This is a genomic window from Lysinibacillus sp. GW823-FHT06C08, assembly GCF_058795135.1.
In genome coordinates this window covers 159,097-175,352 of the sequence record NZ_JBXAHN010000001.1, presented here as the reverse complement: position 1 = coordinate 175,352, position 16,256 = coordinate 159,097, and the positions used below count along the sequence as shown (strand labels likewise).

13 protein-coding genes are annotated in these 16,256 nt (G+C 37.2%); 6 read left to right on the top strand and 7 right to left on the bottom strand.

Features of this window, described 5'->3' with window-relative positions; genetic code table 11:
* Positions 1-22 precede the first annotated feature (22 nt).
* Entirely contained in the window at positions 23-640 is a 618-nt protein-coding gene (locus AC1Q6O_RS00820; RefSeq protein ID WP_043990086.1) for a TetR/AcrR family transcriptional regulator, read from the bottom strand.
* A gap of 374 nt (positions 641-1,014) precedes the next feature.
* Between AC1Q6O_RS00820 and AC1Q6O_RS00815 the strand changes: the two genes are divergently transcribed.
* Positions 1,015-3,204 carry a DNA topoisomerase III gene (locus AC1Q6O_RS00815; RefSeq protein ID WP_008176132.1) on the top strand — a complete coding sequence of 730 codons (2,190 nt, stop codon included), beginning with the start codon at positions 1,015-1,017 and terminating at the stop codon, positions 3,202-3,204.
* Positions 3,205-3,442: 238 nt separating this feature from the next.
* Here the strand turns inward: AC1Q6O_RS00815 and AC1Q6O_RS00810 are convergent, their stop codons facing one another.
* The 5 genes from AC1Q6O_RS00810 to AC1Q6O_RS00790 form a co-directional block, all read right to left on the bottom strand.
* On the bottom strand, positions 3,443-4,513 hold the full coding sequence (locus tag AC1Q6O_RS00810) for a glycosyltransferase family 2 protein (protein WP_089985964.1): 1,071 nt from the start codon (positions 4,511-4,513) through the stop codon (positions 3,443-3,445).
* Positions 4,514-4,649: 136 nt separating this feature from the next.
* Positions 4,650-5,399, bottom strand: coding sequence for a hypothetical protein (locus AC1Q6O_RS00805; RefSeq protein ID WP_492400870.1), 750 nt, complete (start codon positions 5,397-5,399; stop codon positions 4,650-4,652).
* 1 nt (position 5,400) lies between these two features.
* Positions 5,401-9,183 carry a DEAD/DEAH box helicase gene (locus AC1Q6O_RS00800; protein ID WP_008176139.1) on the bottom strand — a complete coding sequence of 1,261 codons (3,783 nt, stop codon included), beginning with the start codon at positions 9,181-9,183 and terminating at the stop codon, positions 5,401-5,403.
* 112 nt (positions 9,184-9,295) lie between these two features.
* Positions 9,296-9,850 (bottom strand): NADPH-dependent FMN reductase, encoded by a 555-nt coding sequence (locus AC1Q6O_RS00795; RefSeq protein WP_008176141.1) that lies wholly within the window; start codon positions 9,848-9,850, stop codon positions 9,296-9,298.
* 119 nt (positions 9,851-9,969) lie between these two features.
* Complete coding sequence (locus AC1Q6O_RS00790) at positions 9,970-10,815, bottom strand: oxidoreductase (protein ID WP_089985963.1); 846 nt, start codon at positions 10,813-10,815, stop codon at positions 9,970-9,972.
* A gap of 221 nt (positions 10,816-11,036) precedes the next feature.
* On the opposite strand from AC1Q6O_RS00790, the gene AC1Q6O_RS00785 reads away from it, so the two are divergent.
* The 5 genes from AC1Q6O_RS00785 to AC1Q6O_RS00765 all read left to right on the top strand — a co-directional run bounded on the left by AC1Q6O_RS00785 (position 11,037) and on the right by AC1Q6O_RS00765 (position 15,360).
* On the top strand, positions 11,037-12,083 hold the full coding sequence (locus AC1Q6O_RS00785; protein ID WP_008176144.1) for a PseG/SpsG family protein: 1,047 nt from the start codon (positions 11,037-11,039) through the stop codon (positions 12,081-12,083).
* 204 nt (positions 12,084-12,287) lie between these two features.
* The gene (locus AC1Q6O_RS00780; protein WP_008176146.1) at positions 12,288-12,473 is read left to right on the top strand and encodes an SE1832 family protein; all 186 of its coding nucleotides are present in this window, start codon (positions 12,288-12,290) and stop codon (positions 12,471-12,473) included.
* Positions 12,474-12,507: 34 nt separating this feature from the next.
* Positions 12,508-14,073, top strand: a complete 1,566-nt coding sequence (locus tag AC1Q6O_RS00775; RefSeq protein WP_008176147.1) for an ABC-F family ATP-binding cassette domain-containing protein — start codon at positions 12,508-12,510, stop codon at positions 14,071-14,073.
* A gap of 412 nt (positions 14,074-14,485) precedes the next feature.
* A complete protein-coding gene (gene spx, locus AC1Q6O_RS00770; RefSeq protein ID WP_008176149.1) occupies positions 14,486-14,890 on the top strand; it encodes a transcriptional regulator Spx in 405 nt (134 codons plus the stop codon).
* A gap of 23 nt (positions 14,891-14,913) precedes the next feature.
* Positions 14,914-15,360 (top strand): MarR family winged helix-turn-helix transcriptional regulator, encoded by a 447-nt coding sequence (locus AC1Q6O_RS00765; RefSeq protein WP_008176151.1) that lies wholly within the window; start codon positions 14,914-14,916, stop codon positions 15,358-15,360.
* A 113-nt stretch (positions 15,361-15,473) separates the two neighbouring features.
* Here the strand turns inward: AC1Q6O_RS00765 and AC1Q6O_RS00760 are convergent, their stop codons facing one another.
* Positions 15,474-16,022, bottom strand: coding sequence for an RNA polymerase sigma factor (locus AC1Q6O_RS00760; protein ID WP_008176154.1), 549 nt, complete (start codon positions 16,020-16,022; stop codon positions 15,474-15,476).
* Positions 16,023-16,256: the final 234 nt, after the last annotated feature.

Here is a 16,256-nt window from a genome sequence, read left to right as displayed (position 1 = left end):
TAAAACCAGTGTTTTCTACTGGCTACCCCTTTATCATAAATTGCTTTGCTTCATCCATTGCTTGTTCTGTCACAATCGCACGCAATACCATGTCGGTAAAAACATCTGTAATTTGCTCCATAGTTAATGGCCCAGATTGCTTAAACCATTTATATGTCCAGTTAATCATCCCCACAATCGCCATCGTAACAATGGTACAAGGCAATTCTGTACGAAAAACTTTCGTTTCTTGGCCTTCTGCTATCACTTTTTGCAAGATGTCCCGATAATGATCTCGTTTTTTATGAATAATCTCACTATACTCCTCTGAGAGTGAACGACTTTCTTCATAAAAGATTGTAATATGCGCTTGATACATATCAAATACTTGTGTCAGCGTTTGTAGCATCGCACATAACCGTGTAATGGGCGTGCCGTATTTGTCATATGCATCCTGTGATTGTTGAATAACATACGAAATAAAGACATCATGAATTTCATACAGCAATTCATCTTTTGATTTAAAATTATGATAAAATCCACCCTTTGATGCCCCTATATATTCAACGATACGATCAACAGTTACATTGTGATAACCATCCTGCTGAAACAGCTCAACTGAAGCCTCTACAATTCTTTGCTTTAATGTTTTCTTTACCATAGGCCCTATCATCCTTCATCTAGCTCTATACTCCATCACTCCTTATAATCAGGAAAAACAACTCTCTTTCATAAAAGTATTCTTTTTTTTCCTAATTATAAAAATACTATGACAATATAAATATAGCATTCTCAAAATTTGGTGTCTAGCAACAAATAGATTTTTCCTTTTAATACGAGCATAAAAATAACATTAAACAGAATTTAAAGAACCACAAACACATACATACCATATGTGATCCAACTCAAATTCATGACAATTTTTTATATCCGCTTTTCTTTATCCATTAAAACCATTTTCCACTGCTGTTCAACTGCTAACCCCCTCAACCTATGCTATATTTATTAACATGGAACTATGAAAGGGTGTTAACAATGGCAAAAAGCGTAGTAATTGCTGAAAAGCCTTCTGTAGCACGTGATATTGCGCGTGTACTGAAGTGTAATAAAAAGGGAAATGGCTTCCTTGAAGGAGATAAATACATTGTTACTTGGGCGCTTGGACATCTTGTCACACTAGCTGACCCAGAGAGTTATGATGTGAAATATAAAACGTGGAATCTTGAAGATTTACCCATGCTACCTGAACGCTTAAAGCTGTCGATCATTAAACAAACAGGAAAGCAATTTAATGCGGTCAAAAGCCAGCTTATTCGCAACGATGTTCATAATATCATTATTGCTACTGATGCCGGACGTGAGGGTGAATTAGTAGCTCGTTGGATTATTGATAAAGTAAAAATCAAAAAGCCACTTCAACGTTTATGGATTTCATCTGTAACTGATAAAGCGATTAAAGATGGCTTTGCTAATCTAAAACCAGGGAAGGCTTATGATAATCTTTATGCTTCGGCTGTAGCCCGCTCTGAGGCAGATTGGTATATTGGACTGAATGCTACACGTGCTTTAACTACCCGTTTTAATGCACAATTGAACTGTGGTCGTGTACAAACACCAACAGTAGCGATGATTGCCTCTCGTGAAGATGAAATTAAAAACTTTAAAGCTCAAACTTATTATGGTATAGAAGCTCAAACAACGGATCATTTAAAGCTTACTTGGCAGGATCGAAATGGTAATAGCCGCAGCTTTGATAAAGAAAAAATAGAAACATTAGTGAGAAAGCTTGGGAATAGCAATGCTACCGTAGCAGACATTGAAAAAAAACCTAAGAAATCATATGCACCAAGCCTTTATGATTTAACAGAGCTGCAGCGTGATGCCAATAAAATCTTTGGCTATTCTGCGAAGGAAACATTGAATATTATGCAAAAGCTTTACGAACAACATAAAGTGTTAACTTATCCACGTACGGATTCCCGCTTTATTTCTCAGGATATCGTTGCTACTATACCTGAACGTTTAAAGGCATGTGGTATTGGTGAGTATCGCCCAATCGCTAATAAATTACTAGCTAAACCGATAAAACCAACAAAAGCCTTTGTTGATGATAGTAAGGTTTCTGATCACCATGCAATCATTCCAACAGAGGGCTATGTGAATCTTTCTGCATTCTCAGATAAGGAACGTAAAATTTATGACCTTGTCGTGAAACGCTTCCTAGCTGTGTTACTTCCTGCTTTCGAATATGAGCAACTAACGCTGCGTGCAAAGATTGGTGATGAAAGCTTTATTGCTCGTGGGAAAACAATTTTATCCGCTGGTTGGAAGGAAGTATATGAACATCGCTTTGATGATGAGGACACAGCAGATGATGTGAAGGAGCAAATACTTCCACGCATTGATAAGGGAGATGTGCTAAAAGTTAAACTGCTTGCTGAAACATCTGGTCAAACAAAACCACCAGCTCGTTTTAATGAAGCAACATTGTTATCAGCCATGGAAAATCCGACAAAATATATGGCGACTAATGATAAAAAGTTAGCAGATACATTAAAATCTACTGGTGGGCTTGGTACAGTGGCAACACGCGCTGACATTATTGATAAGCTTTTCAATTCATTCTTAATTGAGAAACGCGGTGGCAAGGATATTTATATTACTTCTAAAGGCCGTCAATTACTGGATTTAGTGCCAGAGGAATTAAAATCCCCTGCCCTCACAGCAGAGTGGGAGCAAAAGCTTGAACTTATTGCAAAGGGCAAGCTCAATAAAGATGTATTTATTAATGAAATGAAAAACTATACAAAAGAAATTGTCACGGAAATTAAGGGCAGTGATAAAAAATATAAACATGACAATATTTCTACTAAGTCTTGTCCAGATTGCGGTAAACCAATGCTCGAGGTAAATGGCAAAAAAGGTAAAATGCTTGTCTGCCAGGATCGCGAATGTGGCCATCGTAAAAATGTGTCACGTACTACTAATGCACGCTGTCCGCAATGTAAGAAGAAATTAGAATTACGTGGTGAAGGGGATGGCCAAATTTTTGTATGTAAATGTGGCTATCGTGAAAAACTTTCTGCCTTTGAAGCAAGACGGAAAAAAGAAGGCGGAGGCAAGGTTGATAAACGTTCCGTACAAAAATACTTAAAGCAGCAAAATAATGAGGAACCTGTAAACAATGCACTTGCGGAAGCCTTAAAAGGTTTAAAGTTAGATTAACAATAAAGAGCAAATTCACACCGAATGTGAATTTGCTCTTTTATTATGCATACTCAAATCCACTAAACATATCTTGAATTAACAGAATATTCTATATATAAAAGGAGGTTTTTAATGGAAGCAAAAAATTTTAGGCCTCGTAATGTGATTTTTATGACGATTGTTGTTGGTGTATCTGTGTTAATTGGTCAAGCTATTTATGTCTTGTTTATTGATGTACCATTCCCTTAATAGAGATTTATATCTTTAAGCGACTGAGTAGATATTTTTCATTTTCTTTGATTTCTGAATGATTGGGTTTCCACTTTCGTGCCTCTAGGTTATGTTGATAGGCATTTTCGAATAACCGTAACTCCCTATATAACAGACTTAGTTGTAAATGAGGTAGCCATGTTGAGTAAGCTCGTTTTTGAATAGTCATTGAATCGACGGAAGCTTGTTGCAAAGCTTGGGAGTACCAATAGATAGCTTCTTTATGTTTTGATTGCTCCATAAAAAATTGGCCCATTCGGCAACATGCTTCTGGCTTTGGTCGATCATACAAAAAAGATTGTAAAATAGCTTGTTGAGCGTGATGATCATCCTGTAACAATCGATAGCATTCCCCTATATGCAAACATGCTTCAATGCGATCATCTGTAGCACCTAATTCGCTATCTAGAAATGTATTGTATTGATTTATGGCTTCTAAATAACGGTTATGCAGCTTTAATTCATTTGCATAATGAAATGAATCCCTTGCTGAAAGAGAATGTCCCTTTTGAATTAAACCTTCGTAGATACATAAGTTGCGATGAATATCCTTTGTTAACGGTAAATGTGTGACAGCTATATCACTGTGAAGGTGCTGACCAGATACCTTTAAATATTCATGGACAGCGCCCTGCCATTGAAAGTGATTGCCTCTTTTTACTAGACGATACTTTCGCTCACTGCACTCCACTACCCCATCGTCATCTAGTACTAGGTAATGATCCATAGTGACGGTATCAACCGTTGGATACAATGATTGCTTTAGTAGTAATAATTTATGTTGGTTTTCCTTTGTCATAATATCGTCTGCGTCTAGCCATAAAATATAATCTTTTGTTGCCTGCTGAAAGGAAAAATTGCGTGCATTTGCAAAATGATCACACCATGGAAAATCAAAAATGCGAGAGGTATAATTTTGGACAATATCTTTTGTACGATCAGTTGAGCCTGTATCAATAATATTCATCTCATCCACTATATGCCGAACCGAATCTAAGCATCTTTCAATCGTACATTGTGCATTTTTAACAATCATACATAAACTAATCGATACCATCTGTCCCCTCCTTATCATGTAGTAATATACTATGCTAGTTCATCCATTTATCAAAACAATTTTTCGTATCATCTCACTTTTAGGGCTGACATGGGAAATAAAAAAAACGAACGCTATCCACGCTCGTTTTTTCGTTCTATAAATATTGCTCACGCCACATCAATTGTTCTTTATCAGTAAGTTGTTGTTCTAGACAGTGGTCCCATTGATTTAATAACATATTCCACACACGAACAAATAGTATATCTTGCTCCTTATCGTAAAGGATAAATTCTAAGCATGGACTATCATTAATTTGTTGGGCTTCTACTTCAACAACTCTTGCGATTATTCTTTGTGAGTTGCCTGTGTCTTCTTTATCCACTTCTTGTAAGGCAGCTATAATGAGTGATTCATCAAATTGCTCCTGTTGTTCAGCTTCCTTATCTACATAACGATAAAGCTCTGGTAACTCATCGTATTCATCATTATTTACATCACTAGTCAAAAATGATTGATGACAAGGACTAAAGTAAAGAGTGGATGCTTCTACCTCAAGCTCCTCTTCAAAGATACCTTGTTCAAGCTGTTGCTGTCCTTTTTCTGTTAGCTTAAAGAAGCCTTCCTCATTTTTCATAAGACCTACGCGCATCATTAAAGACATCAGGTCTTCGATAAATAATGGATCTACAAGCAATAATTCGCTCAATTCTTCCACATTTCCAAAATCCGCCTCTTGAATGCTCAGTAGCAGCATGGTCATTAAGACATCCATCGTGGAACGGCGAACTGGCTCGTACGTTACATCCACTGTACGAATTGGAATACACCATTCAGCAGTTTTGACAATTTTTATATTGCGATTTTGTTGCAGCTCACGCATTAATCGTTGCTGTAATTTTGACACTCTACATCACCAATCCTTCATGATTACGCAAGCCTTCGTAGGATTTTACAGTATTTAATAACTGGGCATACATATCTCTTGTATCTTGATGTTTTGCACGTTTCGCAAACATGTCTGCACTTCCTACAAGTAGTAGTAACTCCCGAGCACGGGATAGAGCTACATTTAAGCGACGATAATCTCTTGCAAAGCCAATATCTCCACCTTTTGGTGTATTACGAACCATACTGACGAGAATTACGTCCATCTCCATACCTTGGAATTTATCAACTGTCCCCGTTCTAAATTGTAAATGCGGCAACTGTAGCTCCTGCTGTAGGAGACGATTTATTTTCTTCACTTGCTCACCGTAGAAGCTAATGACTCCAACACTTTTCAAGGCATCCTGTGGCATACGCCCTGCTTCTTTTGCTGCCTTCACTGCATCATTTAGATCTAGCAAAATACGACGAATTATTTGTAATTCCCCTTCATTATAACGGCTTGTGCCTCCCTTTACCTGTTCCTCTAAATAAGGTTTTTCAGTTGGAATATCAATCCATAATAAATGGTCATCACGTTTGACAAATTGTCCCTCTAAGCCATGATCTCTCGCCGAATCTGAGTCTGGCAAGCCACATTGCAAGCCATTTTCTTCTTGCGCGTAAAATGGGGTAATACTTTGCATAATTTTTTCATGCATGCGGTATTGAAGAGCTAGCATTTGCTTATGGGTTTGAGGCAGATTATTGAATAAGCGCTCAAATAATGATTCACGTAGTAAACTTTTCAATTCTTGTGCGCCTTCAAAATTTGGATTTTCCTCTAGCATCGCCTTCAATGTTTCCTCCAATGTATCGTCACCAAGTAGGGGTGGTAGCTGGTGATGATCCCCTACCAAAATAACCTTTTTCCCCTTCAGCATTGGTAATAATAATTCTGGCGGTGTTGCCTTTGAGACTTCATCAATAATGACAACATCAAAGGTTGGGTAATTTTCCATAAACTCTTTACTCGCCGAAGCTACACATGTGGTACCAATAACATTTGCATGTCGTACATACAATTTTCTAATTTCATCTAAATCATATTCAGTAGCGTTTTGTAGTTTTTCTCGCCATTGCTCTTGCAATTTTTTTCGAAGCGGTAGTTGTTTTTCCTGACGCTGTAAATCTTCAATAGCTTGCTTTGAAGTTTGAATAGCTTCTCTAACCTCTTCTGCTGTTCGCTCTGGTGTCGACTGCAATAGCTTTGTGAATGTGGCCAATTGCTTTTCCTTTTTCAATCCCGCAACATTGATTTCCTTTAACCGCTCTTCCATCTGTGATAGCAGTAGGTCTACTTCCTCCAAGCTAGCTTGTACGGTTTGAAGTGAAGCTTGTTTTGGTACTAATTGAACTCTAGCCTTTTCAACTCGTTCTAGTTGCTGATTGGCTTCCTGAAGAGACTCTCGTAATTGTCCCATAAGAATTTTTAAATATTCAACGGATTCCTCTGGTACTTCTTCTAATAGGAAGTTGCTTGCTAGCTGTTGTAATCGCTCTGTATGCTGTATAAATGGCTGCAATTGCCGCTGAATGCTTTGTACATCAAAGCTTGTAATGGCACACTCTTGATGCAGTAAACTAACAAGATTTTTTCGGAATGACTCGTATTCTTCGTCTTTATGGTCTTGTTGTTGTTTTAGTGCCATTCCTTTTTGCCATACAAAATCACGACGCATATAGAGCCCCAGCAAATAGCTTTCAATTTCATGAATTGCAGGCGTTTGATCGTCTTGAAACGCCTTGTTTAATTGAGCAAATACACCTGTAAGGTTTTGTAAAGAAAAAGATTGCACAGGCTGTAATCTTCTTTTTGCTTGCGCTTGCTCCTTCACCTCATCCGTCACTAACGCCTCTAGCTTTGCAATGGCTTTTTGGAGACGACTATTAATGGTAGACCATGCCTCTAAATCTTTTGCATCCTCTAGATGTTGTATTCGATTCATTTGCTGCGAAAGGACATGAGAAGGACGAATTTGATAATGCTGTAAATATCGTTGGATACGCTCATAGGACGTCAATGTATGGACATACTTTTGCGCTTCCTTCATGATGATGAGACGATTATTTTCTGTTTCATATTTTTCTTGTATATCTTGGAATTGAACTGTTAATTGCTGTTTTTGCTCCAGCAATTCTTTATATTGAACAGCTGCCTCTAATTGCTCCACTTTTTGTGAAGTCTCTTGAATGGTAAGCTGTAGATTTTCAATTGAAGGATGATCAGCAAGTGTCTGTTCAAGCTGCTGTATAATGGGCTCTATTTGTGCGAGCTGCTTCTCATAATGTTCTTTTTGAGCTTCATATGTCTGTTGCTCTGTTTTGGCAGCTTTTAAGTCTTTTTTTAACGCTTGAATTTCCTGCTGTAAAATTGGTTCTTCAATAGCAGCCTGCTCTTTAGCGGCCATTTCCTGCGTCAATTCCTCAAGCCATAACTCTAATTTTTCAAGCTCAGCTATTGCTTTGGTCAAATTGTCCTTGAACGTCTGCTCACGTTCAGGAAAGACCAAGATTGCTTCTTCAATTGCTGTCAATGTTTGCTCACGCCACTGCAGAGCTACATTTTCTTCAATAAATTTTTTTCCCTCTTCCTCAATACTTTCCGTTCTACCATAGCGTAAAATTCGAATTTCTTGATTGGAAAGAAGCCGTCCTAAAGCATTATCTACCGCTAGATTTGACTGAGATGCAACAAGTGTTTTTAAACCAGCTTTCACATTTTGCTGACAAATCTCTGAAATGACAGTTGTTTTCCCTGTACCAGGTGGACCTTGTATGACAAATAAATCTTCAACGGATAAAGCGCCTAAAACCGCTCGTCTTTGATATTCATTTAAATTATTATGAAATTCAATATCTTCTTGTAGCTTCGATGCTCGTACAGAAGGACGTTTTTCAAATAGGATCGTCTCTAAATTAGGATTAACAGCCTCACCCTTTTCTAACTTGGTAAAGCCATTACGTAATCTTCTAATTTGACTTAATGTTGCAAAGTTGCTGAAGCTCGCTTGTTTCGAACGAAGATTAAGCTGATCCTTGCGAGCTAATTCTTGTGTAAAAGGCTTTAAATCAATTTCAACTGTTTGCTTTCCAGCATGAGTCTTCAACACTTGTCCTATTTCACCACGGACACCTTGAATACTAACACTCAAGCCTTCTAATTGCTTCCATTCCTTATTCTTTATGTAGGGACAAACAAGCGTTAAGCGTGTAAAGTCTTCATTGAAATAGCTTTGCTTAAATTCACTATGAATATCATCAATAGTCGCATCGCGTTCTTGTATTTTTAAATAACCTTCCCAGCTAGCAATACGTTTTTTTACATATTCAGTCCGTTCTTCCGCAATCGGTAGCTGTCTAATTTTCGTATGAAGCTCAAGTGGAACGCCTGCTCCGTTATTAGGCTTTGTAACAAATTCCAGTGCTGCTGCTAAACGGCGATTTGTGTTAATCGGCCCTCGCATATGCACAAAACGAATATTTGTCGCTAGCAACCCTTCCAGCTTTAATACACAGTCCATAATCACCGTTTTCTCGGAAATACTATCACTTAATTTTTCATTGTCTTCAGCATTAAAATAGATAGATAAAAATATTTCACCCACTGTTTTTGCTTTGCGTTTTTCAATGTAGACTGTAAAAGATCTTTGTAACGCAAAAAAGGCATGCTCGTTTGCTGAGCATTCCTCTACCGCTTCCTTTGCCTTATTAGTCAAAATAAGACAACAGCGTTGTTTTTCTAGTAAAGCGATGTCCTGCATGAGCAGCCCTCCTTCCAGTGTCACTAAAGTTTTATTTTATCACATACTAAAAGAATACTTACAAAGAAAAATCCCCTGCACAGTGATTTCTTACCACAGTGCAAGGGTACTATTAATGTTGATCGATTGTTTCCTTCGGCAAGTTCTTGCTCATCTCACAGTATTGAACAAATACACGCGCTAATTCACGTAAGCGGCTATGAACATCCTCATCCACAATATGATTATCTGCATCAAAATGGGATGTATGTGTATACACATAGTTCGGTGTAACAAGAGCACGGAAGTAGTCTAAAATAGGTTTTAATTGATTTTCTACAACAAGGTGGTGTTGATATGTGCCGCCATTTGCAACTATAGATACAGGTTTATAGCGCATTGTTTTAGGGTGTAGGAAGTCAAATGCATTCTTCAAAACGCCCGGAATTGATGCTTGGAAAATTGGCGTTGCAATAATATAAGCATCCGCTTCCTCAAATTGTTGGATCATTTTCTTCATATCCTCATTTAATGGTGAGCCATCAACAATTTGATGTTTATATTCACTAAAATGCATCATTTCTAAATCGAAACTAGCATCTAATTCTTTAATATATTGTTCCACTTGCTCTAAAATAGCACCGGTTTTTCGACCAAACATCGTGCCATCAACGAGTAAAATTTTCATCTTTACTTTGCCTCCACATTCATCTTCTACAATAATATTGTAACAAATGAAAAGTGGCTCGGAAAGAATAGGAATGAGGAAAGCAAGAAATTCAGTCTTTAGGCGGAAAGCAAGAAAAATTACTCTTTATCATATGGTCGAAAACGAACTTCTTCATCGACAACCTTATCGTGGATAGTATATTTCTCACGATCAATCACTACATTGCGATTAACCTTATCCTCTTCATGAAGCGAATCTGCTTTTTTAATTTTATCCCAATTAAATAATGTCTCCCTCGAAACATCTTCTTCTACCGTTTCCGGAAATGCCAATATTGCTAATTCATGAGAAGGATAAATTGTCACTGGTTGTTGCTTACCGTGTAGCGCAATAATCATCATTGCCTTTGCTACTTGAGAGGCTTCAATGGCTCTAAATCGCTTTAGTGGTCCTATTAACAATGGCTTGGCTAGTTTTAATACCTTTTCTCCTACCTTCTCCCCTAAACGAAATTCATTCCGTTCTCCTACTAAGAGTGAAGGTCGAATAATAGAAAGCTGCTGTAAGCCCAACTCCATTAAATCATGTTCTAGCTTTCCTTTAACTCGGTTATAGTAAAAAGGAGAACTCTCTTTAGCACCCATTGCAGTGATGACAAGAAAATGGGGAATCCCACGCTTCTTCGCCAATGAAGCAATCGCTAAAGGATATTCAAAATCTACCTTTTCGAACACCTTTCGAGAACCTGCCTTTTTTATAGTTGTGCCTAAACAGCAATATAGTTCATGCGCAAATGCTATATCTTGTTCCTCTAACCTATCAAAATCACAAATTTTCACTTCTAGCTTGGGATGCTTAAAAGTTGGTTTTCTTCTCGCGATTACTGTCACGGATACATATTCATCATTTTCACATAATTGCTCTACTAGAGAGGAGCCCGTTAATCCTGTTGCTCCAACTACAATTGCAGCACGCATACCCATACTTCTTCCCTCCTTTCATCATCACCATCTTTGTTATGTATCTTAATAAACTCACTATATATATCGACCACTTTTTTAATGATTAAAAGTTATTTATCGTACCTATAAGATAGCTATTTGAAAGATTTATTTAAAAAGATCATTGATCAAATCCTAAATTTTACACATACTTGCTCTTTCTTCGCCATAATTTAAAGAGACAGAGAAAGGGTGGGATACATTTGCAAAACGAAACGCAAGCAATAGTACCGAAAAAAACGATTGTTTTCATTATTGAAAGCTGTATTGATAAAGGGCTGTATCCTTTTGAACGGGTTTCAACATTAGCTAAACTACTGACGAATGAGAAGGTTTTTATATTTGTAAAAACTCCTTCAAATGACGGGATTCAAATTTTAATGAATGAGGGTCTAACCCCCGTTTTATTTGATCATTTTAATGAACTTCCTAAGCAAATGAAAGGCATTCAGCCAGATTTAATTGTCAGAGATGGCCGCAATTCCGAGGCTTTACAAGTACAGGATTTACGACCTTTCTGCAAAACGATTATTCACTTTGATGATTTTGGTGAAGGTGGTCAAGCCTGTGACTGTGTACTACTAGCACTCTATCACGAGGTAAAAGATTATTTACCGTCTCATTATATTGGCGGGAGCTTTGTTTTTGCACTACCCGAAGACTATCAAAACTTTAGCGATAGACCTGAAAGCAAAACACCTGAAAATCCTCCCCATATCGTTGTAGCTTTTGAAGATGGGGACGAGCATAATTTAACCTATCGTACACTTCGACACTTAACACAGCTCCAAATTCCACTACAAATTACAGTTATGATTGACGACAGCTACCGCCATGCTATAGACGACTTGCAAATGATGGTTTTAAGTCGTCGCAACACAGCCATCCTTCGTGATAAAAACGCACTTCTCAAACTTTTACCAAAAGCAGATGTTATTATTTGCAATGCCAATTATACGCCTTACAAAATTGCCTCTTATGGTGTGCCATGCATTACGCTTGCACAATCGGAGGCAGAGCTATTACATGCTTTCCCAAGAGAACAGAACGGTTTTATTCATCTAGGGCTAGGTCGTAAAATGAAACAATCACAAATACAAAATGCTGTTATGGAGTTTCTTTTACATGAAGCACGCAGTGAACGTGCCGTAAAAAAACAACGCCAGCTCAATCTCGTTAGTAATAATGAAACACTCTTAGAACTACTTTTAGACTTTGCTTATGATCGTCATAATATCGCTTCTACTTAGTGCTACTTCAAAGACGATTATGATACAATATATAAGAAATTTTCACTTTAGCATCTCATCTTATAAAAGTTGGGACTTATGTAAGTTCAAATTTTTTCAGTTCCCGATTGATTTTAATGACTAAGCGGTGGGGGATCAATAAAACCCCCATCGCTTTTTACACGCATTCGCTATACAAATATTCTTAAAAAAGGAGCAACCATCATGCCAACCAAAAATGATTTAGAATATCAAATTAAAGAATTAAAAATGGACTATATCAATTTACAAGGCGATATTGAAAAACTTGAGTCTACAGGACACAACGATCAAGTAGCACAGGCAGAGCAACGTCTTGCAAATATGGAATCGAAGCTTGCAGAGCTGAATAAGCAACTTGCAGAACTATAAAATGTAAACTTGAAAGACAGTTGGAGGAACATATATGGCAATTTTAACAGTAGAAAATTTAGGTCATTCATTCGGAGATCGTACACTTTTTAAAGATGTATCGTTTCGTTTAGTAGAGGGTGATCATATTGGACTCGTTGGGGCAAATGGTGTAGGTAAATCAACTTTAATGGGCATTATCACTGGTCAAACAATTCATGATGAGGGAAAAGTGGAATGGCTCCCTGGTACACATTATGGTTATTTAGATCAACATACAGTACTCACAGCTGGTAGAACGATGCGCGATGTATTGCGTGACGCTTTTCTACCCTTGTATAAAAAAGAAGAGGAACTCAATGAAATTACAGGTAAGATGGCTGAAGCTACACCTGAAGAATTAGAAGTTCTATTAGAGCAAATGGCTGAAGTTCAAGATGCGTTAGATGCAGGTGACTTCTATTCACTCGATATGAAAATTGAAGAAGTTGCGCGCGGGCTTGGGCTCGATGCTATTGGCTTGGAGCGAGATGTGGCTGCTCTTTCTGGTGGTCAACGTACAAAGGTTTTACTAGCTAAGCTGTTATTAGAAAAACCAAAAGTTCTATTATTAGACGAGCCTACAAACTATCTTGATGAAGAACATATTACATGGCTAAAAAACTATTTAAAGAACTATCCATATGCCTTCTTATTAATTTCGCATGATACAGAATTTATGAACGAGACGGTGGATGTCATCTTCCAACTTGAATTTTCAAAGCTAACTCGTTATACAGCAACATACGAAAAATTCTTAGAGCTTGCTGAAATCAATAAGCGTCAGCATATTGACGCGTATGAAAAACAACAAGAATTCATCAAGAAGCAAGAGGATTTTATTGCCAAAAATAAAGCGCGATACTCTACTACTGGCCGTGCCAAATCTCGTGCCAAGCAGCTTGACCGTTTAGAGCGAATTGATCGCCCAGAAACTGCTGTAAAGCCTGAGTTCGGTTTTAAAGAAGCACGTTCATCAAGTCGCTATGTTGTAGAGGCTGAAAATTTGGTGATTGGTTATGATAAGGACAAGCCATTACTTCCCCCACTCACTTTTGCTATTGAACGAGGAGAGAAGATCGCTTTAGTCGGCATGAATGGTGTAGGTAAATCAACATTATTGAAAACAATGCTTGGTAAAATTAATCCTCTAAATGGCAAAGTGATTCGAGGAGATTACCTTTATCCATCTTACTTCGAACAAGAAGTAAAAGCGGAAAAAATCACACCAATTGATGATGTGTGGAATGCCTTCCCTTCAATGGAACAAGCACAAGTACGTGCTGCCTTAGCGAAGGCTGGCTTAAAGACTGATCACATTACACGTCCACTGAATTCATTATCGGGTGGAGAGCAAGCGAAAGTTCGTTTATGTAAATTAATGATGGAAGAGGCAAACTGGCTTCTTTTTGACGAACCAACGAACCATTTAGATGTGGATGCAAAAAATGAATTAAAACGTGCGATGAAAGAATTTAAAGGCACTATTGTAATCGTAAGTCACGAACCTGATTTCTATGAAGGTCTCGCTACGAAGGTCTGGGATGTCCAAGATTGGTTCACATCTGGACAACAAGGATAAATCTAAAAGGGTAGTCTCAAATATCATTTGGGACCACCCTTTTTTCTATTTACGAAAATCCACAAATAATTTTAAGCTTTTATGTATAATTCTGCTCATTTAAACATACTATAATCAGTGGACTGATATTTTTTAGCTTGTCATTTCTCTCCTCTTGGACAAGCCTATGCTTCATGTAGTCCCTACTCAATTTCCCTAAACTTACATCATTGTAAGCTGTGAAAATGAAACTTTTTTATGATGATCTTCGTATATGTTAATATACCTGAAAAAAATCATGGTGTTATAGATATTTTTTTAAATAGCTATTGATTTATATATAGCTTACTAGTAAGATATATATATAAACAATTTACCTTACTAATAAGATATTTATAAAATATAATCTAAAAAAGAAAGCGAGGAATGAAGAATGACAGTTACAATTTACTCACAAGCGAGCTGTTCTTCATCCAGAAAAGCACTTAAATGGTTAAAAGATCACAATATTGAATATAAAGAAAAACGTATCACTTCTCATCCACTTACACTTGCAGAGTTTAAAGAAATTTTAAGCATGACTGAAGATGGAACAGATGAAATTATTGCAACAAATTCGAATGATTTTAAAAACTTAAATATCGATATCGACCAACTTTCTATTCAGGAGCTATTTGCTATTATTCAAGCACATCCAAGAATGTTACGTAGCCCTATTTTAATAGATGAAAAACGTATTCAAGTTGGTTACAATGAGATGGACATCCGCCGTTTTATCCCGCGCAAAGTACGTGCTTACGAATTAAATGCGATGACAAGATTGGCACAAGAAAGTTAAAACAGTTTTGGAGATGACCTTCTATGGATCAAGAAAAACAAAAAGCCATTACCTCGTTGTTTGAAGTTGTTTCATCTATTGAGCGTAAGTGGGCGAACGAGTGGAATAATCATAATGCGCTCGGCTTTTCAAAATCCCATATTTTAATTTTAGACTACTTATCGCAGGAGGGCCCGAAACGCCCTTCTGCTATTGCTGAGCGGTTAAAGGTAACGACAGGTGGCGTCACCGTTTTAACAACGAAGCTTATCAACGCTGGCTTTATTGAAAAAACACAGCACGCTACAGATCGACGAGCATCACAGCTCGTTATTACTTCTGAGGGCGAGAGCATCTTAAAAGAGTCTCGCCAACAAGTGAGTGAAATTATCAACAATATGTTTGGAATGCTCACTGCTGAAGAACTGCAAACATTGCGCACTATTTTTTCAAAATGTCTATTGGATGTTGAATCCAATCGTCCAGAATAAAGTCTTAACAATAAAAAGATGCATCGCAATTATATGCGAATGCATCTTTTTTTAGATTAGTCGACTGAATACTTCCGTCTAAGTACGTATGGTGTGCGACCAATCAGCTTTAATCATGCCGGTAGCACAGATTCCACAATGGCCGTATCTGACATAAGCATTTCTTTTAATCGAGCCTTTGCACGGAATAAACGGGATTTCACAGTACCAATGGAAACTTTCATAATCGTAGAAATTTCTGCAAGTGAATATTGGTCTATGTAGAAATACCATAAAGTCTTTCTATAAATGCCATCTAGTTGCTCCATTTTATCTTGTACGAGTTTTGTGACAATATCCTTTTCAACCTTTTCTTCTGTCGAAATTTCATTATTGGGAACCAAATCTAATATCGGTACGTCTAATGTTTCAGGTTGGTTCATCATATATTTACTGCGACGAACCTTTTTACGATAGCGATCTCTGAAAGTATTCATTGTAATAGTTGTAAGCCAAGCCTTAATATGCTCTACTTCAGCTACGCTGTCTTCATAGCGCACGACCTTTACCCAAACTTCTTGCATTAAATCTTCAGCCTCTACATTATTGCGAGTTAGTTTTAAACATAAGTGATATATATAACGATTGTATTCCTCGTATACGCCTTCTAATTTTTCATTCATTGTGTATGCCTCCGCTTCTTGTTCTTGCTTCTATACACATTCTCGCAAAATAATGTATTACACTCTATCGTATTGGCTTTCAATTTCATTACAATCGTGTAAGCTTAAACGCTTTTGCTTGTAATATTCGTAAAAAATGTTTTACTACTATATTACTCAGCCTGTAAAACACGGCTCTATAACATTAAACCTCTATTTTGATTGCTATATTTTAAATAATAATTATTATCAGAA

What these genes read in the sequence shown, in the direction of transcription:
- AC1Q6O_RS00820 (WP_043990086.1), bottom strand. Translation starts at nt 640, where the DNA reads ATGGTAAAGAAAACATTAAAGCAAAGAATTGTAGAGGCTTCAGTTGAG.
- AC1Q6O_RS00815 (WP_008176132.1), top strand. Translation starts at nt 1,015, where the DNA reads ATGGCAAAAAGCGTAGTAATTGCTGAAAAGCCTTCTGTAGCACGTGAT.
- AC1Q6O_RS00810 (WP_089985964.1), bottom strand. Translation starts at nt 4,513, where the DNA reads ATGGTATCGATTAGTTTATGTATGATTGTTAAAAATGCACAATGTACG.
- AC1Q6O_RS00800 (WP_008176139.1), bottom strand. Translation starts at nt 9,183, where the DNA reads ATGCAGGACATCGCTTTACTAGAAAAACAACGCTGTTGTCTTATTTTG.
- AC1Q6O_RS00795 (WP_008176141.1), bottom strand. Translation starts at nt 9,850, where the DNA reads ATGAAAATTTTACTCGTTGATGGCACGATGTTTGGTCGAAAAACCGGT.
- AC1Q6O_RS00790 (WP_089985963.1), bottom strand. Translation starts at nt 10,815, where the DNA reads ATGGGTATGCGTGCTGCAATTGTAGTTGGAGCAACAGGATTAACGGGC.
- AC1Q6O_RS00780 (WP_008176146.1), top strand. Translation starts at nt 12,288, where the DNA reads ATGCCAACCAAAAATGATTTAGAATATCAAATTAAAGAATTAAAAATG.
- AC1Q6O_RS00775 (WP_008176147.1), top strand. Translation starts at nt 12,508, where the DNA reads ATGGCAATTTTAACAGTAGAAAATTTAGGTCATTCATTCGGAGATCGT.
- spx (WP_008176149.1), top strand. Translation starts at nt 14,486, where the DNA reads ATGACAGTTACAATTTACTCACAAGCGAGCTGTTCTTCATCCAGAAAA.
- AC1Q6O_RS00765 (WP_008176151.1), top strand. Translation starts at nt 14,914, where the DNA reads ATGGATCAAGAAAAACAAAAAGCCATTACCTCGTTGTTTGAAGTTGTT.
- AC1Q6O_RS00760 (WP_008176154.1), bottom strand. Translation starts at nt 16,022, where the DNA reads ATGAATGAAAAATTAGAAGGCGTATACGAGGAATACAATCGTTATATA.